General features: G+C 71.1%; 30 protein-coding genes and 1 tRNA gene. 27 read left to right on the forward strand and 4 right to left on the reverse strand.

Annotation, left to right across the window (positions count from 1 at the left end):
• The first annotated feature begins 18 nt into the window (after positions 1 to 18).
• The 9 genes from ABD211_RS24445 to ABD211_RS24485 all read left to right on the forward strand — a co-directional run bounded on the left by ABD211_RS24445 (position 19) and on the right by ABD211_RS24485 (position 5,435).
• A complete protein-coding gene (locus ABD211_RS24445) occupies positions 19 to 297 on the forward strand; it encodes a hypothetical protein (protein ID WP_344136426.1) in 279 nt (92 codons plus the stop codon).
• Positions 294 to 632, forward strand: a complete 339-nt coding sequence (locus ABD211_RS24450; protein WP_344136429.1) for a hypothetical protein — start codon at positions 294 to 296, stop codon at positions 630 to 632. Before ABD211_RS24445 ends, ABD211_RS24450 begins: the two co-directional genes overlap by 4 nt.
• A complete protein-coding gene (locus ABD211_RS24455) occupies positions 629 to 907 on the forward strand; it encodes a hypothetical protein (RefSeq protein WP_344136432.1) in 279 nt (92 codons plus the stop codon). The genes ABD211_RS24450 and ABD211_RS24455 overlap by 4 nt, the downstream gene beginning before the upstream one ends.
• Entirely contained in the window at positions 907 to 1,293 is a 387-nt protein-coding gene (locus tag ABD211_RS24460) for an RRQRL motif-containing zinc-binding protein (protein ID WP_344136435.1), read from the forward strand. The genes ABD211_RS24455 and ABD211_RS24460 overlap by 1 nt, the downstream gene beginning before the upstream one ends.
• A 78-nt stretch (positions 1,294 to 1,371) precedes the next feature.
• Positions 1,372 to 1,515, forward strand: a complete 144-nt coding sequence (locus ABD211_RS24465) for a hypothetical protein (RefSeq protein ID WP_344136438.1) — start codon at positions 1,372 to 1,374, stop codon at positions 1,513 to 1,515.
• 80 nt (positions 1,516 to 1,595) lie between these two features.
• Entirely contained in the window at positions 1,596 to 2,492 is an 897-nt protein-coding gene (locus tag ABD211_RS24470) for a bifunctional DNA primase/polymerase (protein WP_425560519.1), read from the forward strand.
• Entirely contained in the window at positions 2,489 to 3,601 is a 1,113-nt protein-coding gene (locus ABD211_RS24475) for an AAA family ATPase (protein ID WP_344136444.1), read from the forward strand. Before ABD211_RS24470 ends, ABD211_RS24475 begins: the two co-directional genes overlap by 4 nt.
• 250 nt (positions 3,602 to 3,851) lie before the next feature.
• Positions 3,852 to 4,061, forward strand: coding sequence for a helix-turn-helix transcriptional regulator (locus ABD211_RS24480; RefSeq protein WP_344136447.1), 210 nt, complete (start codon positions 3,852 to 3,854; stop codon positions 4,059 to 4,061).
• Positions 4,062 to 5,435, forward strand: a complete 1,374-nt coding sequence (locus ABD211_RS24485; RefSeq protein ID WP_344136450.1) for a tyrosine-type recombinase/integrase — start codon at positions 4,062 to 4,064, stop codon at positions 5,433 to 5,435.
• Between the two features lie 148 nt (positions 5,436 to 5,583).
• Here ABD211_RS24485 and ABD211_RS24490 read toward each other — a convergent pair.
• From ABD211_RS24490 to ABD211_RS24500, 3 genes are all read right to left on the reverse strand, one after another.
• Positions 5,584 to 5,655: transfer RNA gene (locus tag ABD211_RS24490), tRNA-Arg, on the reverse strand.
• A 68-nt stretch (positions 5,656 to 5,723) separates the two neighbouring features.
• On the reverse strand, positions 5,724 to 6,359 hold the full coding sequence (locus ABD211_RS24495; RefSeq protein WP_344136453.1) for a DUF305 domain-containing protein: 636 nt from the start codon (positions 6,357 to 6,359) through the stop codon (positions 5,724 to 5,726).
• Complete coding sequence (locus ABD211_RS24500) at positions 6,356 to 7,159, reverse strand: thioredoxin-like domain-containing protein (RefSeq protein ID WP_344136456.1); 804 nt, start codon at positions 7,157 to 7,159, stop codon at positions 6,356 to 6,358. The genes ABD211_RS24495 and ABD211_RS24500 overlap by 4 nt, the downstream gene beginning before the upstream one ends.
• Positions 7,160 to 7,279: 120 nt before the next feature.
• Here ABD211_RS24500 and argS point away from each other — a divergent pair, with 120 nt between their 5' ends.
• The 15 genes from argS (at position 7,280) to ABD211_RS24575 (ending at position 23,181) form a co-directional block, all read left to right on the forward strand.
• Entirely contained in the window at positions 7,280 to 8,947 is a 1,668-nt protein-coding gene (gene argS, locus ABD211_RS24505; protein WP_344136459.1) for an arginine--tRNA ligase, read from the forward strand.
• Between the two features lie 4 nt (positions 8,948 to 8,951).
• A complete protein-coding gene (lysA, locus tag ABD211_RS24510) occupies positions 8,952 to 10,334 on the forward strand; it encodes a diaminopimelate decarboxylase (protein ID WP_344136462.1) in 1,383 nt (460 codons plus the stop codon).
• Between the two features lie 18 nt (positions 10,335 to 10,352).
• Entirely contained in the window at positions 10,353 to 11,627 is a 1,275-nt protein-coding gene (locus ABD211_RS24515) for a homoserine dehydrogenase (protein ID WP_344136514.1), read from the forward strand.
• A 12-nt stretch (positions 11,628 to 11,639) separates the two neighbouring features.
• On the forward strand, positions 11,640 to 12,689 hold the full coding sequence (gene thrC / locus ABD211_RS24520; RefSeq protein WP_344136465.1) for a threonine synthase: 1,050 nt from the start codon (positions 11,640 to 11,642) through the stop codon (positions 12,687 to 12,689).
• Positions 12,690 to 12,769: 80 nt separating this feature from the next.
• Positions 12,770 to 14,440, forward strand: a complete 1,671-nt coding sequence (locus ABD211_RS24525; RefSeq protein WP_344136468.1) for a GspE/PulE family protein — start codon at positions 12,770 to 12,772, stop codon at positions 14,438 to 14,440.
• Between the two features lie 73 nt (positions 14,441 to 14,513).
• Positions 14,514 to 15,638 carry a type IV pilus twitching motility protein PilT gene (locus tag ABD211_RS24530; protein WP_344136471.1) on the forward strand — a complete coding sequence of 375 codons (1,125 nt, stop codon included), beginning with the start codon at positions 14,514 to 14,516 and terminating at the stop codon, positions 15,636 to 15,638.
• 7 nt (positions 15,639 to 15,645) lie between these two features.
• On the forward strand, positions 15,646 to 16,875 hold the full coding sequence (locus ABD211_RS24535) for a type II secretion system F family protein (RefSeq protein ID WP_344136474.1): 1,230 nt from the start codon (positions 15,646 to 15,648) through the stop codon (positions 16,873 to 16,875).
• Positions 16,876 to 16,919: 44 nt separating this feature from the next.
• On the forward strand, positions 16,920 to 17,366 hold the full coding sequence (locus tag ABD211_RS24540; RefSeq protein ID WP_344136477.1) for a type II secretion system protein: 447 nt from the start codon (positions 16,920 to 16,922) through the stop codon (positions 17,364 to 17,366).
• Between the two features lie 89 nt (positions 17,367 to 17,455).
• Positions 17,456 to 18,232 carry a prepilin peptidase gene (locus ABD211_RS24545; protein ID WP_344136480.1) on the forward strand — a complete coding sequence of 259 codons (777 nt, stop codon included), beginning with the start codon at positions 17,456 to 17,458 and terminating at the stop codon, positions 18,230 to 18,232.
• A 9-nt stretch (positions 18,233 to 18,241) separates the two neighbouring features.
• The gene (gene pilM / locus ABD211_RS24550) at positions 18,242 to 19,270 is read left to right on the forward strand and encodes a type IV pilus assembly protein PilM (RefSeq protein ID WP_344136483.1); all 1,029 of its coding nucleotides are present in this window, start codon (positions 18,242 to 18,244) and stop codon (positions 19,268 to 19,270) included.
• Positions 19,267 to 19,947, forward strand: a complete 681-nt coding sequence (locus tag ABD211_RS24555; protein WP_344136486.1) for a PilN domain-containing protein — start codon at positions 19,267 to 19,269, stop codon at positions 19,945 to 19,947. Before pilM ends, ABD211_RS24555 begins: the two co-directional genes overlap by 4 nt.
• A complete protein-coding gene (locus ABD211_RS24560; protein ID WP_344136489.1) occupies positions 19,944 to 20,525 on the forward strand; it encodes a hypothetical protein in 582 nt (193 codons plus the stop codon). The genes ABD211_RS24555 and ABD211_RS24560 overlap by 4 nt, the downstream gene beginning before the upstream one ends.
• 3 nt (positions 20,526 to 20,528) lie before the next feature.
• Positions 20,529 to 21,116 (forward strand): type IV pilus modification PilV family protein, encoded by a 588-nt coding sequence (locus ABD211_RS24565; protein ID WP_344136492.1) that lies wholly within the window; start codon positions 20,529 to 20,531, stop codon positions 21,114 to 21,116.
• Positions 21,113 to 21,688: a PilW family protein gene (locus tag ABD211_RS24570; RefSeq protein WP_344136495.1), complete on the forward strand. Its 576-nt coding sequence runs from the start codon at positions 21,113 to 21,115 to the stop codon at positions 21,686 to 21,688. Before ABD211_RS24565 ends, ABD211_RS24570 begins: the two co-directional genes overlap by 4 nt.
• Positions 21,685 to 23,181, forward strand: a complete 1,497-nt coding sequence (locus ABD211_RS24575; RefSeq protein WP_344136499.1) for a ricin-type beta-trefoil lectin domain protein — start codon at positions 21,685 to 21,687, stop codon at positions 23,179 to 23,181. The genes ABD211_RS24570 and ABD211_RS24575 overlap by 4 nt, the downstream gene beginning before the upstream one ends.
• A 3-nt stretch (positions 23,182 to 23,184) precedes the next feature.
• On the opposite strand, the gene ABD211_RS24580 is transcribed toward ABD211_RS24575, so the two are convergent.
• A complete protein-coding gene (locus ABD211_RS24580) occupies positions 23,185 to 23,655 on the reverse strand; it encodes a VOC family protein (RefSeq protein ID WP_344136502.1) in 471 nt (156 codons plus the stop codon).
• 137 nt (positions 23,656 to 23,792) lie between these two features.
• Here ABD211_RS24580 and ABD211_RS24585 point away from each other — a divergent pair, with 137 nt between their 5' ends.
• From ABD211_RS24585 to ABD211_RS24595, 3 genes are all read left to right on the forward strand, one after another.
• A complete protein-coding gene (locus ABD211_RS24585; protein WP_344136505.1) occupies positions 23,793 to 25,052 on the forward strand; it encodes an MFS transporter in 1,260 nt (419 codons plus the stop codon).
• Positions 25,053 to 25,068: 16 nt separating this feature from the next.
• Entirely contained in the window at positions 25,069 to 26,034 is a 966-nt protein-coding gene (gene thrB, locus ABD211_RS24590; protein WP_344136508.1) for a homoserine kinase, read from the forward strand.
• A gap of 306 nt (positions 26,035 to 26,340) precedes the next feature.
• The coding region (locus ABD211_RS24595; protein WP_344136511.1) for a Rho termination factor N-terminal domain-containing protein at positions 26,341 to 26,766 on the forward strand (426 nt) is incomplete at its 3' end.

Raw genomic sequence — 26,766 nt, forward strand, 5'->3', positions numbered from 1 at the left:
CCCGTCTGGAGGCCCGTCGTGCCCCTGCACGCCGCTACCGCTACCCCGTCTGCCACCGGCGCCGGACTCATCCTCCTCACTCTGATCGTCATCACGCTCGGTTACGCCCTCGCGTGCTGGCTCTGGCCCTTCACCAACTGCCGACGCTGCCACGGCACCGGCAAGCGCCACGCCCGCTTCGGCGGACGCGCGTTCGGGCTGTGCCGCCGCTGCGACGGCACCGGACGTCGCCTACGCCCCGGCCGCCTGGTCATCAACTACCTGCGAGCCCTCCACGACAAGGGGAGCAAGCCATGAACCGCTTGCGGCGCAACGTCATCACCACCCGCCCGGCCCGCGACGGGCACCCGTACTGGTGCGCCCGCGACCACTCCTGCACCGCCTACACCCTGCCGACCGGCGAGCACCGCTCGGACCTGCTCGTCTGGGCCACGCCCTACGGCAAGTTCATCGCCACCCGCGTCCGCACGCGGGCCGGCAAAGACCGCCTGGAGCTGCGCGCCGTCGTGCGGCTCGACCCCAACCAGCGCACCGCCCACCACCAGGCGCAACGCCTCGTGATCGGCATGGATCTCGCCGTCCGCGACGCGCTGGTCGCGGCGACCCGACCTGGGAGGAAGGCAGCGGCATGAACACGACCACACCCACGCGCTGCGCGGCAGCGCACCCGCACGACTCGACACCGTGCAACGGTCCGGCCGACGCGGTACGCGTCGTCAGCGCCTACGGCGAGCAGGTCCACGGGTGCGTTTACCACGGCGCGATCCTGCTCGCCTCCCTCGAAAGCGCACGGGTCTACCCCGGCAGCGTGCCCGGCGCGGCGATCGACGCGTTCAACCGCGCCGCACACCTGCCCCCGTTCGCGTTCCGGACCGGCACGCGGCACACACCGGGCAGGGCTGCCTGATGCCGCGCATCCGAGCCGTGTTCCACGACCCGGACGGCGACCGGTACGGCATCCCCACGTTCTGGTGGCGCGGCGCTCCCGCCGGCTACGCCACTCGCCGGCAACTACGGGCCGCCGGGCTGCGGCCTGCCGGCCAGCCGGTCGCCGCGCAGGTCATGTGGGCCGGCGTCGGCGGGACCCGCGTCGCCTACCTGTACCGGGTCGACCTCGCCCGCCCGAAGCGCACCGCCACAGCCGCGCAGCTGCGCGCGGTCCACGCTGCGCTTCGCGCCCGGCGTACCTGCTCAACCTGCCAGCAGGTACGGCCCTACTACGTCCCGCGCTCGCTCGGGGAGTGCCTGAACTGCCACGACGGCTACGGCAGCCCGCTCGAAGCGGCGGGCTGATCTGCCGTGGCCCTGAACTGGCGTCACCACGCAACCGGGGACCTGCGGCCGTGCCGGTACTGCCGGCGACCTGCGTTCATGCGTGACGAGGTCGGGCGGCCCTGCCACAAGGTCTGCGCCGAGCAGCACGAACACGACAACGACGACCAGGCCGTGACCCTCGCGCCGGTCATCCCGCTACCCACGCCCACGGCAGCGCCCCGGCGTCGCCGCATCGCCTAGGAGGTCAGGAGTTGAATCACCAGATTGACCGAGAAGCGTTGCTACACAGCGCTTTGACCCTTGCCGAGCGCGGGTGGTTCGTGTTCCCGCTGAGGCCCGGCGACAAGCGGCCCGCGTTCCCCGACCACACCGCCGACCGGTGCACCGGCCGCGACCCGCGATGCCGCCGGTTCGGCACCCATGTCGGGTGGGAGAACCGCGCCTCCGTGGACCCGGACCGCATCCGCCGGGCGTGGTCGGTCGCGCCGTTCAACATCGGGATCGCGTGCGGGGTGTCCGGGCTGGTCGTGGTCGACCTTGACCAGCCCAAACCCGACCAGACGGTGCCGCCGGAGTGGCAGCGGGAAGGCATTCGCGACGGCGGCGACGTGTTCGCCGCCGTGTGCGAACAGGCCGGACAGCCCATGCCTCTGGACACGCACACAGTCACCACGGGCCGGCGCGGAACGCACCTGTACTACACCGCACCGCACGATGACGGGCACACGCTGGCCCTACGCAACACGAGCGGCACGCTCGGATGGCTGATCGACACCCGCGCCGTGGGCGGCTACGTCGTCGCCGCCGGCAGCATCGTCGCTGGCCGGGAGTACCGGGCGGCCGACGAGACACGTCCGGCTCCGCTGCCCGCGTGGCTGGCCGACCGGCTTGCCCCGGCGCCGCTGCCGCCGCAGACGGCGACCACCGTCGACCTGGCCGATCACCGGCGCTCCCGCTACCTCGAAGCCGCCATCACCGGCGAGGTCGACCGCGTCCGCAACGCACCGCACGGGCAGCGCAACCGGGCGCTCTACGTCGCCGCGACCGCGCTGGGCCAGCTCGCGGCCGGCGGATCGCTCACCACCGGCGAGGTCGACCAGGTGTTGGCCCGCGCCGCCGCATCACTGACGCCGCCGCTGACGCCGGCCGAGATCAACCGAACCATCGCGTCCGGCCTGCGGGCCGGCGCCCACCGACCCAGGAGCGTGGCCGCGTGAACCCGAACACCATCACCACCCACGACACCACGCCGGGCCTGCGGCTGGTCGGCGACGACGAACCGCGCCGCCCGCGCGCCCAGCTCGGCCGGGCCTGGACCGCTGACGAGCTGATGAGCACCGAGTTTCCGCCCGCCCGGTGGGCGGTGCCCGGCGTGCTGTGCGAGGGCGTCAACCTGCTGTGCGGGCCGCCCAAGGTCGGCAAGTCCTGGATGTCGCTCAACCTCGGACTGTCCGTCGCCGCAGGTAACCAGGCATTCGACGCGATCCCGGTCGAGCCCGGCCCGGTGCTCTACCTCGCCCTTGAGGACGTACCGCGCCGGTTGCAGACCCGCGTCGCGAAGATGCTGCCCAACGGGCAGCGAGCGCCGCGAGATCTGCACCTGGTCACCGAGTGCCCGCCGCTGACCCACGGCGGCGACGAGGCGATCGCCGGGTGGCTCGACGCGCACCGCAACGCGCGCATGGTCGTCATCGACGTGTTCGCCAAGGTCCGGGGACAGTCCCCGATGGGCGCGAGCGCCTACGACGCCGATTACCTGGCCGTGGGCCGGATCAAGAAGATCGCGGACGCCTACGGGGTCGCGATCTTGCTCGTGCACCACGTGCGCAAGCAGGGCTCCGACGACTTCCTGGCCGAGGTCTCTGGCACCAACGGCATCGCCGGGGCCGCCGACGCAACCCTTGTGCTCAAGCGGTCGCGTGGCGAGGCGGACGGCACCCTGTACGTGACCGGCCGCGACGTGGACGAGTCGGAGTACGCGCTGCGGTTCTACCCCGAGGTCGGGGCCTGGTCGATGCTCGACGGGCCGCCGGCCGAGTACACGATGGGCGACAGCCGCGCCACGATCCTGCGCTGGCTGCGTAGCAACGGACCCGCCGCGCCGAGGGCAATCGAGGCGGGGACCGGGCTGGCCTACAACACGGTCAAGAAGACCTGCCAGCGCATGCTCGCCGACGCCCAACTCCACGCCGACGCGTCCGGCCGCTACCGCGTGGCCGACGACGAGCCGGGGACAGGCGCGGGAAGTGTCCCCGGTGTCCCCAGTGTCCCCGAAGTGCCCTTGACCAGCGCAAACGATTTCGATCAAGGGGGACACGATGACTGAAGTGTCCCCGAAGATCGCTGGAACACTCGCGGGGCGAGCTAGGCGATCAACGGATGTAACCACATCTAAGCCGTGTTTCAGCAAAGACCCTATCCAAGACACCAAACGCGCACAGATCTTGGCTCTACGGCCCGTACAGAGGGCCTCTCAGGGGCCCGCCACCGTTTCGCTTGCCCAACCCTCCGCCGAGTCGGCTCGCACGGCGGACGGCCCGCACCGCGCTCCACAACTCACGGGAGGACAGCACCAGATGACGCCGCCTCGGCCCCGACGCCCGGCCGACCAGCCGATGACGGTCAACGAGCTGTGCGAAGAGCTGCACATCACGCGATCAACCTTCTACGACTGGCGCGCCAAGCGCCGGGCGCCCAAGTGCTACCGGCTGCCCAACGGAGACCTCCGCATCCGCCGGTCGGACTTCGAAGACTGGTTCTCTGCCCTGGAAGACAAGGCGGCCTGAGTGAACACGACGTACGACGTTCGCCTGTGGAAGACCAAGGTCTACAAGGGCGTTCGGAAGACCGGCTACTACGTGCGATGGTCGGTCGCGGGCCGGGAGTGGTCGGAGGCGTTCCAGAACTCGACGCTTGCCGACAGCTTCCGGTCCGAGCTGGTCGCGGCGGCCCGCCGGGGCGAGGCGTTCGACATCGAGACCGGCCTGCCGGTCTCGATGCGACGCGCCAACCGCGAGATGTCCTGGTACGACTTCGCCTGTGCGTTCGTAGATCTCAAGTGGCCGCGCGTGGCCGCGACCACCAGGCGCACGCACGCCGAAGCGCTCACTGCCATCACGGCCTCGCTGCTCGCCGGCACCCGGGGCAAGCCTGACGACAAGCTCATCCGGCACGCCCTGTGCCGGTGGGCGTTCAACACCAACCGGCGAACCGACCCGCAGTGCCCGGCGGAGGTCAAGGCGGCTATGGCCTGGCTCGCCAGGAACACCCGGCCTGTCTCCGCGCTGGCCAAGCCGGACGTCCTGCGTGCCGCGCTTGACAGCCTCACGGTCAAGCTCGACGGAACGCCCGCCGCGCCCAGCGTGACCAGCCGAAAGCGCAAGATCTTCGGCACGGCGGTGGAGTACGCCGTCGAGCTGAAGCTCTTGGACGCCAACCCGATCCCGGCGCTCAAGTGGACCAAGGTCCGCACCACGCACGCCGTTGACCGGCGATCGGTAGCCAACCCGGTGCAGGCGCGCACGCTGCTCAACGCGGTACGTGAGCACGGCCGCTGCGGGCCGCGCCTGGTGGCGTTCTTCGGATGCCTGTACTTCGCCGGGATGCGACCGGAGGAGGCGGTTGGCCTGCGCAAATCGAATCTGTCGCTGCCCGACGAGGGATGGGGTGAGTTCCACCTAGAGATCGCCGAACCGCACGCCGGCAAGGAGTGGACCAACAGCGGCCAGAACCGCGACCGGCGCCAGCTCAAACAGCGCGCCGTGGGGGAGAGCCGCACCGTGCCGTGTCCACCGGAGCTAACCGCACTGCTGCACTGGCACATCGACCAGTTCGGCACGGCACCGGACGGGCGCGTGTTCACCGGCGAGCGCAACAAGGGCGAGCTGCCCAAGGGCACGATCAACCGAGCGTGGCGGGCCGCCCGCCGGGCGACGTTCACGCCCGAGGTCGCGGCGTCGCCGCTGGCCGCGACGCCGTACGACCTGCGGCACGCTGCCGTGTCGACCTGGCTCAATGGCGGGGTGCCACCCGCCGAGGTCGCGGCGTGGGCCGGACACTCGGTTGAGGTCTTGCTCAAGATCTACGCCAAGTGTCTCGACGGGGGAGCGGAACGGCTGCGGCAGCGGGTAGAGGCCGCGCTCGGGCACCGTCCGGCGTAGCTCAAGATTTTTCCGGGTATTTTCCGCAGCCGGCCGAACAAGGCCGGTCAGAGCCAGTGACAACCGGACATACGAGCGAAGCCCTTGACCGGCGTTATGCCTGGTCAAGGGCTTCGTTTTGGCTGGTGAGAGGTATTTCGCGGCAGGGTGCCCCCGGCAGGATTCGAACCTGCGCCCCCGCCTCCGGAGGGCGGTGCTCTATCCCCTGAGCTACGGGGGCTCAGCGACTCGGAAACTGTACCAGGTTCCCCCGCCGCCACTCGCGTGGGTTGCCGGCGGGGGACGCCGCTATCCGGTCGGGGCGTTCATCGACTTGAGGAGCATCTCCAGGGCCTGCACCTCGCCGGTCTGGGCCGACTTCATGCCCTTGGCCAGCTCGATGACCCGCGGGTCGGAGGCCTTGGCCAGGAGGCCGTCGACCATGTGGATGCCACCGAGGTGGTGGCGGAGCATCAGTTGGCAGAACTGGATGTCGACCTGCTGGCCGGTGGCGCTGCGGAGCTTGTCGATCTCCTCGAGGGTGGCCATGCCGGGCATCCGGTTGCCGCTCTCCACGGACATCTGGCCGTCGGGCATCCAGGACATCACCGGCTTGTCGCCGGTGGGGTTCAGGTGCCATGCCTTGAGCCACTCCTGCATGATCCCGATCTGGGCCTGCTGGGTCAGTGCGATGTCGGAGGCCAGGGTGCGTACGTCGGACGAGGTCGCCCTGCTGTACGCGATCATGCTGAGCTGGACCGCCTGGGCGTGGTGCTCGGACATGTCGCGGGCGAAACCGGCCTCGGCCGAGTCGGTGCCGGGGGTGCTCTCGTGGGAGAGCAGCAGGCCGACGGAGACGCCGACCCCGATCAGGAGGCAGGCGGCGAGCGCCACGGCGAGGACATGGGTCCAGCGCCGTGGCGTGCCACTGTCGGTCGTGCTCATTGGGTGGACGTCTGCCCCGAGTCCTTGCCGAGGTCGTACGGCGTGGTGCCGGTCTGCGTGATGCCCGTCGAGCAGGTGGCGCCCTCTTCCATCGTGGCGTTGAGGCGCAGCGCCTGGATGAACTTGGTGACGCGCTCGTCGTCGGCGTTGTCGACCTTGAGCTTGTAGCCCCAGGCCTGCAGCGAGATCGGGCTGTCGAGGTTCGGGTACGGGCTGAGCATCGTGTACGACAGGCCGTCGATCTTCTTCGCCAGCTTGTCGACCTGGTCCTGGGGCAGGTCGGGGCGGTAGGTGATCCACACCGCGCCGTGCTCGAGGCTGTGCACGGCGTGCTCCTGCGCGATGGGCTCCTTGTAGTGCTCGCCCATGCAGTTCTGCCAGTTGTAGTTGTGCGTGCCGCCGACCGGCGGGTTGATCGTGTAGGTCAGCGGGCCCCACGCGTGCGTGCGGTCGAGCGCCTTCGGGTCGGTCTCGCGGTAGTTCGTGATGCCCGAGATGTCCGCCGCGCGCTCCGCCCAGGGCCGGGTGTCCGGCTTGTTCTGCAGCAGGTAGACGGTGGCGAAGACAACGATGCCGAGGGCCACGGCGCCGGCCGTGACGTAGAGGGCGATGGGGCCCCAGTTGCGTCCCTGGCTGACCTTGACGGGAGCCACCGGGCGCCGGCCCTTGCCGCCACCTGTGGCGGCGGGGCGGGTGGGCGTGCCCTTACCGGAGCCGCCGGACTTCTTCGCGCCGGCGGCGGGGGTCGCGACCTTCTTGGTCGAGGGGCGACGCACGTCGCCAGGGGTGCTCATAGACATGGAGGGGCCTCGTCTGTCGGGTAAGTCGGTTTTGTCCGACTGGGGGCGGTGTCCCGAATGATGGCAAGCGGGATGGGGTCGCCGCCAAGGGCAAAAGTCTACCCTCGGTAGCATGACGCGGTGAGTCCCGCTGAGCTTGCCGACGTCGTATTGACAGCTGCCCGTGACGTTCTGGCCTCCCGAGGCCTTGATCAGGCGGTGCTGCCGGCGACGACGACCGTCGAGCGACCTCGTAATCCTGAGCACGGCGACTACGCGTCGACGCTCGCTCTCCAGGTGGCCAAGAAGGCCGGTCTCAACCCTCGGGAGTTCGCCGAGGAACTGGCCCGAAAGTTGCAGGCGATGCCGGGCATCGCCGGTGCCGGGATCGCCGGCCCGGGCTTCGTCAACATCCGGCTGGACGCGGCCGCCGCGGGCGAGCTCGCCCGCACGATCGTGCTCAAGGGCGGGGAGTACGGGCACCACGACGCCCTCGCCGGCCAGACGGTGAACCTGGAGTTCGTCTCCGCCAACCCGACCGGCCCCGTGCACATCGGCGGCGTCCGCTGGGCGGCCGTCGGCGACGCGCTGTCGCGCCTCCTGCGCGCGAGCGGCGCGTCCGTCACAACGGAGTACTACTTCAACGACGCCGGCTCCCAGATCGACCGGTTCGCCCGGTCGCTGCTGGCCGCCGCGCGCGGCGAGGACACCCCGGAGGACGGCTACGGCGGCGCGTACATCTCCGACATCGCCTCCGCGGTCGTCGCCAAGAACCCCGACGTGCTGGCGCTGCCCGACGACGAGGCGCAGGAGGCGTTCCGGGTCAACGGCGTCGCGCTGATGTTCGACGAGATCAAGTCGTCGCTGGCCGACTTCGGCGTGCACTTCGACGTGTACTTCAACGAGAAGGACCTGCACGACCGGGGCGAGCTGGACGCCGCGCTGGCCCGGCTGCGTGCCCAGGGCCACATCTTCGAGGCCGACGGCGCGGTGTGGCTGCGCACGACCGATTTCAAGGACGACAAGGACCGGGTGCTGGTCCGCAGCAACGGCGAGTGGACGTACTTCGCCGCCGACTGCGCGTACTACCTGGACAAGCGCGAGCGCGGCTTCGACCACGTGGTGTTCATGCTGGGCGCCGACCACCACGGCTACGTCGGCCGGATGAAGGCCATGGCCGCCTGCTTCGGCGACGACCCGGACAAGCACATCGAGATCCTCATCGGCCAGCTCGTCAACCTGGTGCGCGAGGGCCAGCCGGTGCGGATGAGCAAGCGCGCCGGCACGGTCGTCACGCTGGAGGACCTGGTCGACGCGATCGGCGTGGACGCCTCCCGGTACGCCCTGGCCCGGTACTCGTCGGATTCGCCGATCGACATCGACGTCGAGCTGTGGACCCGGGCCAAGAACGACAACCCGGTCTACTACGTGCAGTACGTGGCCGCCCGCACCGCCGGCGTGGGCCGCAACGCGGCCGACCTGGGCCTGACCCGGGGCGAGCCGGCCGACTTCGACCCGTCGCTGCTCACCCACCCCAAGGAGCACGAGCTGCTCAAGGCGCTGGGGGAGTTCCCGGGCGTGGTGCGGGCCGCCGCGGAGCTGCGCGAGCCGCACCGCGTCGCGCGCTACCTGGAGGAGCAGGTCGCCGCGTCGTACCACCGCTTCTATGACGACTGCCGGGTCACGCCGGTCGGCGACGAGGAGATCACGCCGCTGCACCGCGCCCGGCTGTGGCTCAACGACGCCGCCCGCCAGGTCCTGGTCAACGGCCTCGGCATGCTGGGCGTCTCGGCGCCCGAGAGGATGTGATCCGGTGAGCGCCCATGAGGCCGGAGCCCTGCACGCGGAGATCGGGCACGCGCCCGTCTGGCTGCGTCAGCCGAGCGACGTCAACGCGCTGCTGCCGCAGTTGTGGCCGCGCACCGTCGAACGCGGCGCCGACGGGGTGCTGTCCGTGGGCGGGCTCAGCGTCGCGGCCATCAAGGACCAGTTCGACACCCCGGCGTACGTACTCGATGAGGCTGATTTCCGGGCCCGGTGCCGGGACTGGCGCGACGCGTTCGCGGGCGGCGAGGTGCACTACGCGAGCAAGGCGTTCTGCAGCAGGGCGGTCGTGCGGATCGTGGCCGAGGAGGGTCTGAGCCTCGACGTGTGCTCGGGCGGCGAGCTGGCCGTGGCGCTGGCCGCCGGCATGCCGGCGGAGCGGATCGCGCTGCACGGCAACAACAAGTCGGTCGCCGAGCTGACCCGGGCGGTCGAGGCCGGCGTCGGGCGGATCGTGGTCGACTCGTTCGACGAGATCGACCGGCTGACGGCGCTGGCCCGGTCGCGGGGCGCGCGGCCGAAGGTCATGATCCGGGTGACCGTGGGCGTCGAGGCGCACACGCACGAGTTCATCGCGACCGCGCACGAGGACCAGAAGTTCGGCTTCTCGCTGGCCAGCGGGGCGGCGGCGAAGGCGGCGGCGCGGATCCTGCACGAGGACGTGCTGGAGCTGGTCGGCCTGCACTCGCACATCGGGTCGCAGATCTTCGACACGTCCGGGTTCGAGATCTCGGCCCGGCGGGTGCTGACGCTGCACGCGGCGATCCGCGACGAGCACGGCGTGGAGCTGCCCGAGCTGGACCTGGGCGGTGGCTACGGCATCGCGTACACCTCGCAGGACACGCCCTCGACGCCCGGCGACCTGGCGGCCGGCCTGCGCAAGATCGTGGCGGAGGAGTGCGCGCTGCGAGGGCTCGCGGTGCCGCGGCTGAGCGTCGAGCCCGGCCGCGCGATCGTCGGGCCGGCCGTGTTCACCCTGTACGAGGTCGGGACCGTCAAGGACGTGGACGGCATCCGCACGTACGTCAGCGTCGACGGCGGGATGAGCGACAACATCCGCCCGGCGCTCTACGACGCGCACTACAGCGCGACGGTGGCGAGCCGGGCGTCGGCGGCGCCGCCGATCCTGGCCCGCGTCGTGGGAAAACATTGTGAGTCCGGGGACATCATCGTGCAGGATGAATTCCTGCCCGGCGACGTGCAGCCCGGAGATCTTCTCGCGGTGCCCGGAACGGGCGCGTACTGCCGGAGCATGGCGAGCAACTACAACCATGTGCCCCGGCCGCCCGTGCTCGCCGTGGCGGACGGGGTCGCCCGGGTGATCGTGCGTCGCGAGACCGAGGACGACCTGTTGGCACTGGATGTGGGCTGAGAGATGGCTGGCGAACCCGTGAAGGTGGCCCTGCTGGGCTGTGGCACTGTCGGCGCCGAGGTCGTGCGCCTGATGCGCGAGCAGGAGGCCGACCTCACGGCCCGGATTGGGGCGCCGCTGGAGCTCGTCGGCGTGGCCGTGCGCCGCCTCGGCCGCGACCGCGGCGACCTGCCGATCGACCCGTCGCTGTTCACCACCGACGCGCTCGGCCTGGTCAAGCGCGACGACGTGGACATGGTCGTCGAGGTGGTCGGCGGTATCGAGCCGTCGCGCACCTGGCTGGTCGAGGCGCTCAGGTCCGGCAAGAGCGTCGTCACGGCGAACAAGGCCCTGCTCGCCGAGGACGGCCCGGCCCTGCACGACGCGGCCGCCGAGGGCGGCGCCGACCTCTACTACGAGGCGGCCGTCGCGGGGGCGATCCCCCTGCTGCGCCCGCTGCGCGAGTCGCTGCACGGCGACCAGATCACCCGCGTCACGGGGATCGTCAACGGCACCACGAACTTCATCCTGTCCCGCATGGACGCCACGGGTGCCGGCTTCACGGAGGCCCTGGAGGAGGCCAGCGCGCTCGGCTACGCCGAGGCGGACCCGACGGCCGACATCGAGGGCTTCGACGCCGCGGCCAAGGCGGCGATCCTCGCGTCCCTGGCGTTCCACACCCGGGTGCGTGCCGCCGATGTCTACCGCGAGGGCATCACGGAGGTCACCGCTGCCGATATGGAAGCGGCGCGCGGCATGGGCGCGACGATCAAGCTGCTGTGCATCGCCTCCCGCGCCGACGACGCGGTCTCCGTGCGGGTGCACCCCGCGATGATCCCGCGCACGCACCCCCTCGCGAGCGTGGGCGACGCCTTCAACGCCGTGTTCGTCGAGGCGGAGGCGGCCGGGCAGCTCATGTTCTACGGCCGGGGCGCCGGTGGGGCGCCGACCGCGAGCGCGGTCGTCGGCGACATGGTGGCCGTGGCCCGCAACCGGCTCGCCGGGGTCCGGGCGGCCAGCGAGTCCGCGTACGCCGACCTGCGGATCCGGTCGATGGGCGAGGTCGTCACCCGCTATCACATCTCGCTGGACGTGGCCGATAAGGCGGGCGTACTGTCCGCGGTCGCCGGGGTCTTCGCCCAGCAGGACGTGAGCATCCAGACCGTCCGTCAGGAGGGCCGCGGCGCCGGGGCCGTCCTCGTCATCGTCACGCACGCGGCCACCGACGCCGCGCTCAGCGAGACGGTGCGCCAACTGCGGTCTCTGGATATCGTCCGCGACGTGACCAGCGTGATGCGGGTCGAGGGAGAGTAAGGGAGAGTCGCTATGTGGCGCGGGTTGATCGAGGCGTACCGGGACCGGCTGCCGGTCACCGCCACCACGCCGGTGGTGACGCTGCACGAGGGCAACACGCCGCTCGTGCCCGCCCCCGTCCTCAGCGACCGTACGGGCTGCGACGTGTACCTCAAGGTCGAGGGCGCCAACCCGACCGGCTCCTTCAAGGACCGGGGCATGACGGTGGCCGTCTCGAAGGCCGTCGAGGCCGGCGCGAAGGCGGTCATCTGCGCCTCCACGGGCAACACCTCCGCCTCGGCGGCCGCCTACGCGGCGCGCGCCGGGCTCACCTGCGCGGTGCTCATCCCGGCCGGCAAGATCGCGCTCGGCAAGATGGCGCAGGCCCTCGTGCACGGCGCCCGGCCGCTGCAGGTCGCCGGAAATTTCGACGACTGCCTGTCGCTGGCCTCGAAGCTCGCCATCGACTACCCGGTCGCGCTGGTCAACTCGGTCAACCCCGACCGTCTCCAGGGCCAGAAGACCGCCTCGTTCGAGATCGTCGAGGCGCTCGGCGACGCCCCGGACATCCACTGCCTGCCCGTCGGCAACGCCGGCAACATCAGCGCGTACTGGCTGGGCTACGAGGAGGACTACGCGGCGGGCAACGCGACCCGCAAGCCGCGGATGTTCGGCTTCCAGGCGGCCGGGGCGGCGCCGATCGTGAACGGTGAGGTCGTGCGCGACCCGTCGACGATCGCCACCGCCATCCGCATCGGCAACCCGGCGAGCTGGACCAAGGCCGTGGACGCCCGCGACGCCTCCGGCGGCCTCATCGACGCCGTCACGGACCGGGAGATCCTCGCGGCGTACAAGCTGCTCGCCCGGGAGGTCGGCGTGTTCGTCGAGCTGGGCAGCGCGGCGTCGGTCGCGGGTCTGCTGGCCAAGTCGGCCTCCGGCGAGCTGCCGCGTGGGTCGCGGGTGGTCTGCACGGTCACCGGCCACGGGCTCAAGGACCCCGAGTGGGCGATCTCCACGGCCCCCGCGCCGCGGAGCATCCAGGCCGACGTCACCGAGGCCGCCCGCGCGCTCGACCTCGCCTGAGGCCGAATCTCTCAGGTCGCACCCCTGATCCGCCGATGGGACAGCGTTAGATCTGTCCCGGACAGCGAGATCAGGGGCCCATGCGAGACTTAGCTCATCCACTGCTCGACGCGCTGCTGATGCAGGGCGTCGACCCGGACGTGCTCGACCTGGCCGCCCGCGAGTCGGAGCGCACCGGGAAGTCCCTGCGCAGCGTCCTGGTGAAGAACCGGGTGGTGACGGAGACCGAGCTGACCGAGGCGTCCGCGTACGCGTTCGGCATGGACAGCATCGATCTCGAGGCGTACCCGATCGACCCGGCGGCGATGGCCCGGATCCCGCTGCCGCTCGTGGAGCGTCACCTGGTCCTGGGCCTGGCCGTGACGGACCGCGACATCACGGTCGCGATCACCGACCCCGGCGACGTCGTCGCGCTCGACGACGTGCGGGCCGCGACGGGGCTGACGGTCCGCCCGGTCATGGTCGACCGGCGCGAGCTGCGCAAGATCGTCGACAAGCTCCGGCGGGAGCGCAGCCACCTTGAGGAGATCGCGGACGCCGGGCACGTCGAGCCCGTAGCCACCGTGTCCGACCTCGGGTCCGGCGGCGAGGACGCCCTGACCGTCCGCTACGTGAATACGCTGCTGGAGCAGGCGATCCGCAACCGCGCCTCCGACCTGCACATGGAGCCGAGTGAGAAGGACATGCGGGTCCGTTACCGCATCGACGGCGTGCTGCACGAGATCGACGTCGTACCGCGGGCGGTGCAGTCGGCACTGGTGGCCCGGCTCAAGGTCATGTCGAACCTCGACATCACCGAGCGGCGCCAGCCGCAGAACGGCCGGATCACGGCCAAGGTCGGCGAGCACACGGTCGACCTGCGTACCGCGACGCTGCCCACGGTGTGGGGCGAGAAGGTCGTCCTGCGCGTCCTGGACACGAAGCACACCGACTTCGAGCTGAACAAGCTCGCGTTCTCCGAGCTGAACCTGCACCGGTTCCGGGCGTCGTTCCGCAAGCCGCACGGCATGGTCCTGGTCACCGGACCCACCGGCTCGGGCAAGTCCACGACGCTCTACGCCACGCTGCACGAGGTGAGCGGCCCGTCAGTCAACATCATCACGGTCGAGGACCCGGTCGAGTACCGGATGGCGGGCGTGAACCAGGTGCAGGTGGACCCCAAGGCCGGGCTGACGTTCGGCTCGGTGCTGCCGGCGATCCTGCGCTCCGACCCGGACGTGGTGCTCATCGGCGAGATCCGTGACCGGACCACCGCGCAGATCGCGGTCGAGGCCGCCCTCACGGGCCACCTGGTCCTGTCCACGTTGCACACCAACAGCGCGCCCAGCGCCGTGACCCGGCTCGTGGAGATGGGCATCGAGCCGTTCCTGGTGGGGTCGTCGCTGGACTGCGTGCTGGCCCAACGTCTGGCCCGGCGCCTGTGCGACTGGTGCAAGAAGTCCTACGCCCCGTCGCCGAGCGATCTCAACTCCGTCCACTGGCCGTGGGAGATGCTCGGCAAGCCCGGCACGCTGTGGAAGCAGAAGGGGTGCCGGGAGTGCGCCTACACCGGCTACCGGGGACGGCTGGCACTGCATGAGGTCATGCCGGTGACCGAGGAGATCGAGCGACTGGCGCTGCAGCGGGGCACCGCCAAGGACATCTACCGCGTCGCGCTCGCCGAGGGCATGGTCGACCTCCGCGTCGACGGGCTGGCCAAGGCGCTCGCCGGTCACACCTCGCTGGACGAGATCCTCCGCGTCACCGTCTGACCGCCCGCTTCCCTAAGGCCGCGCCCCTCGCGACCGAAAAGTGGATGACAGCTATGCGTGGAGGGAGGTTGCGATGGACACACTCGAGAAGCTCGAGGCCGACGTCACACGGCCGACGCCCGATGTCGGGCAGCTCAGCGACCTGGACGCGATGCTGATGGCGCTCGTCGAGGCGGAGGGCTCCGACCTGCACCTCACGGTCAACGCGCCGCCCAGCATGCGGGTCAACGGCGAGCTGTGCCACCTGCCCGGCCACGGCCCCCTCAACGCGCTGGACATCGCCGCCCTGCTGCGGACCGCGGTCGACGCGGAGCGGTGGGAGCAGTTCCGGGGCGACCACGAGCTGAACTTCGCGTACGAGGTCAACGGTCTGTTCCGGTTCCGGGGCAACTTCTATCAGCAGCGCGGCGCCTTCGGCGCGGTCTTCCGGGCGATCCCGCACCGGATCAAGTCGCTGGAGGAGCTCGGCCTGCCGCCGGCGGTCGCCCGGTTCGCCGAACTGTCCCGCGGCCTCGTGCTGGTGACGGGCCCGACCGGCTCCGGCAAGTCCAGCACCCTGGCGGCGCTGGTGGACCTGGTCAACCGCACCCGCTCCAACCACATCATCACGATCGAGGACCCGATCGAGTACCTGCACGCGCACAACAGGTGCGTGGTCAACCAGCGCGAGGTCGGGTCGGACACCGGCTCCTTCGCGGCGGCGCTCAAGAACGCGCTGCGGCAGGACCCCGACGTGATCCTGGTGGGCGAGCTGCGCGACCTGGAGACGGCCCAGACCGCGATCGCGGCGGCCGAGACCGGGCACCTCGTGCTCGCCACGCTGCACACGCGCGGGGCCGCCGAGACGGTCGACCGGCTGATCGACATCTTCCCGCCGCAGCAGCAGAACCAGGTCCGCGCGCAGCTGGCGCTGGCGCTGCAGGGCGTCGTCAGCCAGGCGCTGCACGCCCGGGCGGACCGGGCCGGCCGGACGGTCATCACGGAGATCATGATGGCGACCCCGGCCGTGCGGAACCTGATCCGCGAGGGCAAGGTCCACCAGATCCCGTCCTTCATGCAGTCGGGCGCGGACGACGGCATGCTCACCTTCGACCGCCACCTGTGCCGGCAGGTGCGCGAGGGCATCCTGACCATGGACGACGCCCTGAAGCTGTGCCATTCGGTCGACGACCTGCGGGCCCTGCTCGGGCGGGACTGAGGGCGCGGTGTCGGGCGCGACCGTATTCGCCTATCGGGGCATCGATCGGACGGGCAAGCGGGTCAAGGGCCAGCTCGAGGCGTCGACCAGCGTGGCCGCCGCGCAGTCGCTGAGCCAGCAGGGCATCGTGCCGACCTCCCTCGCGCAGGGCAGTTCCGTGCTCCGGCGCGGGCTCGCGGGCGCCCGTACGAGGGTGTCCACGAAGGACCTGGCGATCTTCATCCGCCAGTTCGCCGCGATGGTGGGATCGGGTCTGCCGCTGCTCCGTTCGCTCACGGCCCTCGAGGACAAGATCGACAATGCGGCGCTGCGCAAGGCCGTCGGTCTGGTGCGGTCCGACATCGAGGGCGGCTCCCTCCTGTCCGCCGCGCTGGCCAAGCATCCCTTCGTGTTTCCGGAGATCATGGTCGCGATGGTCCGGGCCGGTGAGACCGGCGGCTCGCTGGACAGCGCGCTCGACCAGATCGCCACGACGCTCGAGAAGGACGTCGTCCTGCGCGGCAAGATCAAGAGTGCGCTCATGTATCCGGCGATCGTCTCGGTGTTCGCCACGCTGATGGCCGCCGGTCTGCTCATCTTCATCGTCCCGATCTTCGTGCGGATGTTCGCGCAGTTCGGTGGCGAGTTGCCGTTGCCGACCCGGATCCTCGCGGCCGTCAGCCGCCACATGCTCTGGGCCGCGCCGCTGGCGGTAGTCCTGGGGATGGTGGCCACCACGACGGCGCGCAAGGTGCTGCGCGAGAAGCCGCGGGCCCGGCTGGCCTTTGACCGGTTCAAGCTCCGGTTGCCCATTTTCGGGTCAATCATCCTCAAGGTCGCCGTCAGCCGGTTCACGCGCAACCTCAGCGCGCTGCTCGCCGCCGGTGTGCCCGCCATGACCGCGTTGGACGTCGTGGCGGCCACGACGGGCAACGCCGTCATCGCCGGGGTGCTCGGGGAGGTCCGGGAGGCGGTGCGGGACGGCAAGCCGATGTCGGCGCCGCTGCGCGACAGCCAGGTGCTGCCCGCCATGGTCACCCAGATGATGCAGGCCGGCGAAGAGAGCGGCCAAATTAGTCAGATGCTGGCCAAGGTCGCCGAATCCTACGACCGAGAGGTCGACGCGGCGGCTGAGTCACTCACCGCAACGATCGAGCCGATCATGGTGGTCGTCATGGGCAGTGTAGTCGGGTTGATGGTGATCTGTCTCTATCTGCCGATGTTCACCATCTTTCAGAAGATTCAGGGCACCGATTAGGCATGCGAGCCTTCGGACCGCCGCGAAAGAGCATGGAGGCTCATATGCAGAAGTTCACGATGAAGAAGCGCGGCGAGGCCGGCTTCACCCTGATCGAGCTGCTGGTTGTCGTTGTGATCATCGGCATCCTCGCCGGCATCGCGATCCCGGTGTACCTCAACTACCGCAAGGGTGCGGCGAACAAGTCGGCCCAGGCCGACCTGCGCAACGCCGTCACGGTCGTCGAGGCCTACTACACCGAGAACAACAACACGTACCCGGCGACCCCGGGCACCCAGCCGGCCAAGGACGCCGACCTGACCTTCGGCACCGGCGGTGTCGCCAAGGTCTCCCCCGGCAACCAGATCGCCTACAAGCTCGACGTGTCGGGCAGCACCTACACCATCTGCAGCTACAGCGCTGACGGTGGGGCTGTCTACGAGTACAAGAGCGCCACGGGCGGCAGCGTCAAGAAGTCGGCGGCCGCCGACCTCACGACCTGCATCGCCTGAGCGTAGCCGCGTCAAGTAGGTATACCGGTGGTGTGGCGGCGTGATGCCGCCACACCACCGTGGCGCGAAACCCGGAAGGAGGTCGCAACGTGCTCGTCATCGCCGGTGTGTTCGGCCTCCTCGTGGGGTCGTTCCTCAACGTCGTGATCCACCGCGTCCCGCAGGGCGCGTCACTGGTGCATCCGCCGTCGCACTGCCCGCGGTGCCTGGCGCCCGTCCGCCCCTGGCAGAACGTCCCCGTCCTGAGCTGGCTCGCGCTGCGCGGCCGGTGCGCCGCGTGCCGGGTGCCCATCAGCGTGCGGTACCCCCTGGTCGAGCTGGCGACGGGCGCCCTGTTCGTCGCGGTGACCGCGCGGTTCGGGCTCACCGCGCAGCTGCCCGCGTACCTCTACCTCGCCGCGGTCGCCGTCGCCCTCGCCATGATCGACATTGACGTCAAGCGGCTGCCCAACGCCATCGTCCTGCCGTCCTATGTCGTCGCCGCCGTCCTGCTGCTGATCGCGGCCGTCGCGGGCGACGACTGGGGGGCCGCCGCGCGGGGCGCCGCCGCGATGGCGCTGCTGTGGACCGCCTACTTCGCGGTCGCCACGCTCGTGCCCGGCGGGATGGGCTTCGGCGACGTCAAGCTGGCCGGCCTGCTCGGGCTCTACCTCGGCTGGCTCGGCTGGGGCCCGGTGATCGTCGGCACCTTCGCCGGCTTCCTGTTCGGCGCCGTCGTCGGTGCCGTCCTCATGCTCATCAGGCGCGCCGGCCGCAAGTCGGCCGTGGCGTTCGGCCCCTTCATGCTCGCCGGCGCGTTCCTCGCCATCTTCCTGGGCGGGCCGATCGCCGCCTGGTACTCCTCGCTCCTGCTCCCGACGGTCTGAGGTGAGCGGATGATTTCCAAGAGCATCGTCGGACTGGACATCGGCTCGACGCGGATGCGCGCCGTGGAGATCAAGCACGGCAAGTCGGGCCCCACCCTCGTCCAGTTCGGGCAGGTGGACGTGCCGGCGGACGCGATCCAGGGCGGCGTCGTGCACGACGGGGCCGCGGTCACCGCCGCGCTGCGGGACCTGTGGGCGACCACCCGTTTCCGTAGCCGGACCGTCGTGCTGGGCGTCACGAACCGGCAGGTCGTGGTGCGTGAGGTCACGCTGGTCAACATGCCCGACCGCGAGCTGCGCGCGTCCCTGCCGTTCCAGGTGCGCGAGATGCTGCCGCTGCCGCCGGAGCAGTCGGTGCTCGACTTCCACCCGCTCGCGCGCGTCGACGACGGGCGCAACGTGCGTGGCCTGCTCGTCGCGGCGCCCAAGGACGCCGTGCTGACGGCGGTGCGCACCGTCGAGCGCGCCGGGCTGCACGTCGAGCGGGTCGACCTCGCCTCCTTCGCGCTGCTGCGCGCGGCGTCGCGCCTCGACGACACGGTCGAGGCCATCGTCGACATCGGCGCGCAGGCCACCACGGTGGTGGTGCACGTCAACGGCGAGCCGTTGATCGTGCGGACCGTCCCGCGCGGCGGCTACGAGATCACCGAACTGCTCGCCGAGCGGCTCGGTGCCGACCTGAGCGGCGCCGAGGCGCTCAAGCGCCGGGTCGGCCTGAACGACGACGAGACCGAGCCGGAGACCGCGGGAATGATCCGCGAGGTCATCCGGCCGCTCGTGCGTGAGGTGCGGGGCTCCTTCGCCTACCTCAGCGCCCGGGAGGAGCACCAGGAGGTGGCCCGGCTCGTCCTGTCCGGCGGTGGGTCCCTGCTGCAGGGCTTCGACGCGGCCCTGCAGTCCGAGCTCGACATCCCCGTCGTCGGTGCGGACCCGTTCGCCCGGGTGCGCATTCCCCGCCGGCACAGCGGCCTGCGCGACCTGACCTCATTGCCCGCGGCCACGGTGTCGATCGGGCTCGGCCTGCGGGCGGGCCGATGAGCAGGCATGCGGCCACGGGCGCCCTACCACGCAACGACCCCTCCCTGCGTACGCCGTCGATCGCGGCCAACCTGCTGCCGGCCGAGATCGTGGACGCCCGGCGCACCCGGCAGAGCCGGCGGTTGGTCGTGATCACCATCGTGCCGTTCCTGGTCGCGCTCGGGGCGTGGTATGTCTTCGCGGTCCACGAGACGGCGGCGACGCGGGCGTACCTGGGGCAGATCGAGTCGGAGATCGAGAAGACGCGCCAGCGCGCGGAGGTCTACCGCGACGTCGAGAAGACGCAGGGCGAGTCGGCCGCGATCGGGAAGAAGCTCCAGGAGCTCTTCGCCGATGACGTGGCCTGGGACCGGCTGACCGGGTCGGTGCGCGAGGCGGCGCCGACGAAGGTGCGGATCACCGGCGCGTCCGGCACCAAGCTCGCCGGCATCGCGGACAAGCTGCGCCAGGGCGGCGCCCGGCCGTCTGTGGTCGGCACGTTCACGGTGACCGGTACGGCCCCCGACAAGCGCACCGTCGCCCGGTACGTCGACACGATCGGGGTGTTGCCCGGCCTGGCCAATCCGCTGCTCACCGATGCCGTGCGGGAGGACGACAAGGTGCGCTTCGCGGTGCGCCTCGACGTCACGGACGCCGCGCTCGGCGGGCGGTTCGAGGCGACGAAGGCGAAGCCGTGATGCGCGGCTGGTCGTGGTCCTGGACCGCCAGTCGGCTGTGGGCGGTCGGCGGGGCCGCCGCCGCGCTGCTCGCGTTGGCGATCAGCTGGTTCGTCCTGATCCACCCACGCTACAGCGAGACGGCCCAGCTGGAGGAGGACATCGCCGCGGCCGAGCAGCGGCTCGTGGCCGACCAGCGCCGCCTGTCCAAGCTCCGGATCGACCACGCGGACCTGGGGCGCTTCCGGTCCGAACTGGAGACCAACCGCGAGGCCCTCCCCACCACGCCCGCCACCTCCGACTTCCTGCGGGAACTGCAGTCCGCCGCGAACAAGACGGGTGCCTCCGTCGACTCCCTGGCCGTCGGGGACGCCACGCCGGTGCCGGGCGTGGCCGCCGTGAGTTCGTTGCGGCTGACCCTCACCCTGTCCGGCACGCCGGCCAGGCTCGACGCGTTCGTGCACGAGGTGCGGCTGGACCAGCCGCGCGCGGCGCTCGTGGACAGCGTGAACCTGCTGCGCAACGGCACGGGCAAGAAGGGCATCCTGACCGTGTCCGTGCAGGTGTTCGTGACCGAACCGCTCGGCGGGACGGACTGAGCCGTGCCCGGTCACCGGACGCGGTCGGACGACGGGCTCTCGCTGATCGAGACGCTCGTCTCCGCCGTCATCATCACCATCGTCATGGGCGCCACGACCACGTTCTTCATCAACACGATGAAGGTCAGCCACAGCCAGGGCGTCAAGCAGGTCGCGATCCAGCTCGCCGGCGAGGCCGTCGACCGGGCCCGGGCCATGCCCGGGGCGACCGTGGTGGTCGGCCGCGACAGGACCACCACCGACCAGCAGTGGGCCGGCGCGCCCGCGGGCGTGACGGCCTACCTTGCCGACATGGTGCGCGCGTCGGACCCGGCGGCCATCAACCCGTCCGGTCAGACGGCCGCGCTGCCCACCGTGACCAGGCCGGTCGTGGTCAACGGCATCACGTACGGTCAGAACTGGTACGTCGGCAACTGCTGGCAGCCGGTGAGCGGCGGCGCGTGCGGCCCCACCCAGGTCGCCGGCTACGCCGTGTTCTACCGCGTGGTCGTCGTGGTGACCTGGGCCGACAACCGGTGTGTGGCCTCGTCGTGTTCCTACGTCACGACCACGCTGATCAACTCGGCTATCACCGATCCGGTGTTCCGGTGAGGCGGGCGCGCGGGGACGACGGGGTCACCCTCGTCGAGGTGATGGTCAGCGTGACGTTGATGTCCATCGTGCTCACGATGGTCACGGTCGGTGTCCTGCAGATCAACCGGGTGGTCAACAAGAACGAGTCGATCGCCGCGGCACAGTCGCGGGTCGCGATCGCGTTCGCGCGGCTGGACACGGAGATCCGGTACGCCTCGGCGATCGGCACGCCGGGGACGGTGGGTGCCGACCCCTACGTCGAGTACCTGGTGACCAACACCGGGACCTCCGTGTGCGTACAGCTGCGGCTGCGCGTGTCGGCCCGCCAGCTGCAGCAGCGGTCCTGGCCGCTCGGCGGCACGCCGGGCAGCTGGCTCCCGCTGATCTCGGACGTGAGCTCGGCGACGCCGTTCACCCGGTTCGCGCCCGACGCCACCTATCTCACGCAGCGGCTGCGGGTGGACCTGACCGCGACGTACGGGTCGGGCGCGGCCCTGGCCAGGAAGCAGACGAACGTCACCTTCACCGCCCTGAACAGTTCCCAGTTCTCGCCGAGCGACGCATGCGTCGAAGGGAGGCAGGTGCCGTGAGGCGCGGCGACGACACCGGCTCGCTGCCGATGGCGCTCATGCTGGTGCTCATCGGATCGATGCTGATAGCGGCCCTCGGACCGCTGGCGATCAGGCAGCTGGACGCGACCCGTGACCAGGTCCGGCGCAACCACGCGCTCGCCGCGGCGGAGGCGGGCCTGGAGGCGATGCTCGGGCAGTTGCGGGCCGTCGCCGACGCGCGGGGCATCGCCCCGATCTCGAAACTGCCGTGCGGGCCGCTCACCGGCGCGGTCAGCGCAGCGGCGCCCGCCCGCTACCAGGTGACCGTCGACTACCTCGACACCGACCCGCAGGGCCGCACCGACGCGTGGGTCACCGCCAACCGGTTGACCTGCACCGCGGGCACGGGCACGACCCGGGCGCCGGCGTACGCGCTGCTGCGTGCCGTCGGCACCGACTCGGCCACCGGGGCGTTCTCCTCGGTGCCGGTGCGGCGGCTGCGCGCGACGTACGTGATGCGCAAGGACGCGCAGTACGGCACGGGCGGGCTCATCCACGCGTACCGGCCGACCGGCGCCAACGACATGTGCATCGACGCGGTGTCCGACGCCTTCGCGGTGGACACCCAGGCGGAGCTGCGCCTGTGCGATCCGAACCGGGACACGCAGAAGTTCGCGTACAACGAGAACCTCAACCTGGTGCTCATCGCGTCGCGGACCCCCTCTCGGCCGCAGGGCATGTGCCTGGACGTCGACACGCCCAAGAACAAGGAGGAGGTCAGGCTGCAACCGTGCGCGGTGCCGGCGCTCGCCCAGCAGCAGTGGGTCCTCAACGGCACCGCGAACTTCGTCGCCAACGGCGGCAAGTGCATGAACGTCCAGGCCGGCAGGATGGTGGTGCGCTCCGCCGGTAACGGCTGCGGCGTGCTGCCCTACAACAGCACGCAGTCGTTCTTCCCGGAGTCGTCCGTGGGCGCGAGCAACGCGGGCGAGACGGCCGGGCAGATCGTCAATCAGGACCAGTTCGGGCGCTGCGTCGACGTCCCCGAGCAGAACCTGGCTTTTGCCTATCTCGCCGCGTTCCCGTGCCAGCAGGCGCTGCCGGGCGGCTCCGTCACGTGGAACCAGAAGTGGACGGTGCCGGCCCTGCCGGCCGGCGGCATGAGCGGCACGGGCCGGATCACCGCGACCTCGCCCTCCAGCGTCATCCAGTGTCTGCGCAGCCCGGGCACGACCGCGACCGGCAGCTACGTCACGGCGGTCGCCTGCCCCACCGGGAGCACGACGCCCGCCGCGATGACGTGGACGGTCTACCGCGACACCGGCCGGTACGACACCAGCTACCGGATCGCCGACGGCACGGGGTACTGCCTGGCGCTCACCAACCCGGACGCCAGCCCGGCCGACCTCTATCCCGGCGGGTACAAGGTGAGCAAGCTGGTCGTCGCGGTCTGCGACAGCTCGGCGGCGCAGAAGTGGAACGCGCCCCAGGGCACGAAGGCGCGTCCCCTCGTCGACTACGCCGAACGGTAGCCGTCAGCCGGCCCGGGCCGCCTCCAGCGTGGCGATGTCGATCTTCTGCATGGCGAGCATGGCCTTCATGACCCGGGCGGCCGCCTCGGGGTCGGGGTCCGCCAGCAGCGTCGGCAGGGCGGTCGGCACGATCTGCCAGGACAGACCCCACCGGTCCTTGAGCCAGCCGCACTGGCCGGGCTCGCCACCGTCGGCCGTGAGGGTGTCCCAGTACCGGTCGACCTCGGCCTGGTCGGCGCAGTCCACCTGGAACGAGACCGCCTCGGTGAAGGTGGCGTGCATCGGGCCGCCGTTGAGGGCCGTGAACTTCACTCCGTCGAGCTCGAACGTCACGACGAAGGCGGACTTCGTCGCGTCCTGCGCCTCGTGGCGCTGCACGTCGAGGATGCGCGAGTTCGGGAACAGGCCCGTGTAGAACGTGGCGGCCTCCTCGGCCTCGGTGTCGAACCAGAGGAACGGGCTGATCTTGTTCATGACGGATCCTTCCGCGTCGGGTGTTCCTTCGCATGGTGGTCGGAGCCGACGGCGCCCGCTCGACAATCCGCGCCAAGATTTTTTCGATCCGGAAAACCTGGACGGGTCCGCGGGGGCGGCGGGTAGGGTTCCGGTACGTGCCACCCGCTCTGACGGTCCTTACCCGAAATCCCGACTTCCGGCGGCTCTTCTTCGCCGAACTGGTGATGTTCGGTGGCGACTGGTTCGCGCTCATCCCCCTGATGACCCTGTTGCACGAGTTGACGGGCAGCGGCCTGCCGTCCGCGCTCGCGCTCGTCGCCGACACCGCCGTGAACGCGTTCATGCTCCCGTTCGCCGGGGTCGTCGCCGACCGGGTCAACCGGCGGCTGATCCTGATCAGCTCGAACGTCGCCGCGATCGGCGCGATCAGTCTGCTGTTCCTGGTGCGCTCGCCCGGCGTGGCGTGGCTCGGGCCGGTCGCGATCGGGCTCGCCGCCACCGCCAAGGCGTTCTACTCGCCGGCGGCCGGGGCGGCCCTGCCCAACCTCGTCGACCGCGCCGACCTCGGGACGGCCAACGCGCTGGGCGGCAGCGCCTGGGGCACCATGCTGGTCGTGGGCGCCTCGGCGGGGGGCGTCGTGAGCGCGCGCGTCGGGCCGTACACCTGCTTTTTGATCACCATCGTGTGCCTGGTGGTGGCCGCGGTGCTGGTGTGGCGCGTGCGCCGGCCCATGCAGCAGCCCCGCGACGCCGGCGCCGAGCCACCGCGGCCGTGGCACGCGCTGCTGGAGGCACTGCGCTACATCCGGCACCGGCCGCAGGTCGCCTCCTTCGTCACCGTGAAGTCGGCCGTCGGCGTCGGCAACGGGGTGCTGGGCACGTTCCCGCTGCTCGCCACGGCCGTGTTCGGGGTGGGGCCGGCGGGGCTCGGCGCGCTGTTCGCCGCGCGTGGGGTCGGCGCGCTGCTCGGGCCGCTCGTGCTGCGCCGGGTGCTCACCAAGCGGGCGTGGCTGATGCCCGGGCTGGCGATCTCCATGGCCGCCTACGGGCTGGCGTACCTCGGGGTGGCCCTGTCGCCGTGGTTCTGGCTGGCGCTGATCCTGGTCGCCGCCGCCCACTTCGGCGGCGGCGGGAACTGGGCGATGTCCAACTACGCGCTGCAACTGGTGGTGCCGGACGGGCTGCGGGGGCGGGTGATGGCCGCTGACATGACCCTGGCGACCCTCGCGATCTCCGTGTCCGTACTGGTCGCAGGGCTGTTCGTGGACTCGGTGAGCCCGCGCGTGGTGATCGCGGCGTGCGGCGGCGCGACGCTGCTCTACGCCGTCGTGTGGCGCCTGGCGACCCGCCGGCTGACCACCGCCGCCGCCGAGGGCGAGCTGGTCGGCAGCCGGCCTGGGGCGGCGGACGCGTGACCTATAGCATGTCGCCATGGCGTTCCTGACCGCCCCCGTCCGGGTTCGTGTGCCGGCCTCCAGCGCGAACCTCGGCCCCGGCTTCGACTCGCTGGGGCTGGCCCTCACGCTCTACGACGACGTCACCGCGCGGGTGACCGGCGGCGGGGTGCGGGTGACGGTGCGTGGCGAGGGCGCCGACGACCTGCCGACGGACGGGTCCCACCTCATCGTGTCGACGATGAACGCGGCGTTCGACCGCCTCGGCGGCCGCCCGGACGGCATCGAGCTGCTCTGCGAGAACCACATCCCGCACGCCCGTGGGCTGGGCTCCTCGTCGGCCGCGGTGGTGGCCGGCATCCTGCTCGCCCGCGCGCTCGTCGAGCAGGGCTCCGCGCTGCTCGACGACTTCGCCGTCATGCGCCTGGCCGCCGAGATCGAGGGCCATCCCGACAACGTGGCGCCGACGCTGCTGGGCGGCTTCACGATCGCCTGGACGACGCGGCCCGCCCGCGGCCACGGCGGCACGCGCGCGGTGCGCCTGGAGGCGCTCGAGGGCATCCGGCCGGTGATCTTCGTGCCGTCGCAGCTCGGGTTCACGGCCGCCGCGCGGGCGGCCCTGCCGGCCACGGTGCCGCACGCGGACGCGGCGTTCAACGCCTCGCGCACCGCGCTGCTCGTGCACGCGCTCACCCGGACGCCGGCGCTGCTCTTCGACGCCACCGAGGACCGCCTGCACCAGGAGTACCGTTCGCCGGCGATGCCGGACACCGCCAAGCTGCTCGCGACGCTGCGCGAGGAGGGCATCGCGGCCGTGGTCTCCGGCTCCGGTCCGACCGTGTTGGCGCTGGTCGCGGACGATGACCACCTGCTCGCGGAGGCCGAGAACCTGTGCCCGGAGGGGTGGTGGTCGAGGTCACTCGACGTCGCCGCGGAGGGTGCGCGTATCCTTACTGTTGAACACGCCGAGGGCGACCCTGTTGCCGCAGGTCTACCTGGTTGATTACGCTCTAGGGCGATACCAGCCGCCATCGCGCGATCCAGCGGACCGCACCAGGCTCACGCGCAGGCTGCGATCTCCGTGCCCCTCCTGTTCCAATGGTCCGCTCTACCCACGTTCGGACCATTCACAAGGTGCACGGCCCGCAGCCGGGCAAGGACCGCCCGGCGACGGCATTACCGGCCGCAGATCTTTGGCGCTCGGTGTATCAGACTCCCGCGACGTTCACCCGGAGCGGGTGTATCCGCGGCTGCCCGGCCCCACCCTTAGCCGAACCGGGAGCCACGGCCTAACGAGGGAAGGAATCCATTGAGCGACACCACCGACGTCACGTCGGAAGCCCCCAGCACCCCGGAGACGCCCGCCTCCGAAACCCGGCGGCGTTCGGGTGGCGGCGGCCTGACCGGCAAGCTCCTGCCTGAGCTGCAGTCCATGGCGTCGTCGCTTGGAATCACGGGCACGGCCCGGATGCGCAAGAGCGAGCTCATCGCGGCCATCCAGGCCCAGCAGAACGGCGAGAGCCGGGTTCCCGGTCCGCGTTCCGAGTCGGCCCGGGGTGAGGTCGCGGCCCGCGGCGAGTCGCCGCGCGCGGAGGTACGGGCGGAGGTGCGTGGCGTGGAGAGCGAGGCCGTCACGAGCGTCGAGAGCGCAACCCAGGAGCGGGCCCCGCGTCGGGCGTCCCGCGCTGCCGGCCCGCCGGAGTCGCGCGAGGCGCGCGCGGCCCGTGCCGCGGCC

Source organism: Luedemannella flava (assembly GCF_039528515.1).
Classification (GTDB): domain Bacteria; phylum Actinomycetota; class Actinomycetes; order Mycobacteriales; family Micromonosporaceae; genus Luedemannella; species Luedemannella flava.

Bases quoted from the DNA above. Each gene is read 5' to 3' on its own strand.
- ABD211_RS24450 (WP_344136429.1), top strand. From the start codon at position 294: ATGAACCGCTTGCGGCGCAACGTCATCACCACCCGCCCGGCCCGCGAC.
- ABD211_RS24455 (WP_344136432.1), top strand. From the start codon at position 629: ATGAACACGACCACACCCACGCGCTGCGCGGCAGCGCACCCGCACGAC.
- ABD211_RS24460 (WP_344136435.1), top strand. From the start codon at position 907: ATGCCGCGCATCCGAGCCGTGTTCCACGACCCGGACGGCGACCGGTAC.
- ABD211_RS24465 (WP_344136438.1), top strand. From the start codon at position 1,372: ATGCGTGACGAGGTCGGGCGGCCCTGCCACAAGGTCTGCGCCGAGCAG.
- ABD211_RS24480 (WP_344136447.1), top strand. From the start codon at position 3,852: ATGACGCCGCCTCGGCCCCGACGCCCGGCCGACCAGCCGATGACGGTC.
- ABD211_RS24495 (WP_344136453.1), bottom strand. From the start codon at position 6,359: ATGAGCACGACCGACAGTGGCACGCCACGGCGCTGGACCCATGTCCTC.
- ABD211_RS24500 (WP_344136456.1), bottom strand. From the start codon at position 7,159: ATGTCTATGAGCACCCCTGGCGACGTGCGTCGCCCCTCGACCAAGAAG.
- thrC (WP_344136465.1), top strand. From the start codon at position 11,640: ATGTGGCGCGGGTTGATCGAGGCGTACCGGGACCGGCTGCCGGTCACC.
- ABD211_RS24525 (WP_344136468.1), top strand. From the start codon at position 12,770: ATGCGAGACTTAGCTCATCCACTGCTCGACGCGCTGCTGATGCAGGGC.
- ABD211_RS24530 (WP_344136471.1), top strand. From the start codon at position 14,514: ATGGACACACTCGAGAAGCTCGAGGCCGACGTCACACGGCCGACGCCC.
- ABD211_RS24540 (WP_344136477.1), top strand. From the start codon at position 16,920: ATGCAGAAGTTCACGATGAAGAAGCGCGGCGAGGCCGGCTTCACCCTG.
- pilM (WP_344136483.1), top strand. From the start codon at position 18,242: ATGATTTCCAAGAGCATCGTCGGACTGGACATCGGCTCGACGCGGATG.
- ABD211_RS24555 (WP_344136486.1), top strand. From the start codon at position 19,267: ATGAGCAGGCATGCGGCCACGGGCGCCCTACCACGCAACGACCCCTCC.
- ABD211_RS24580 (WP_344136502.1), bottom strand. From the start codon at position 23,655: ATGAACAAGATCAGCCCGTTCCTCTGGTTCGACACCGAGGCCGAGGAG.
- thrB (WP_344136508.1), top strand. From the start codon at position 25,069: ATGGCGTTCCTGACCGCCCCCGTCCGGGTTCGTGTGCCGGCCTCCAGC.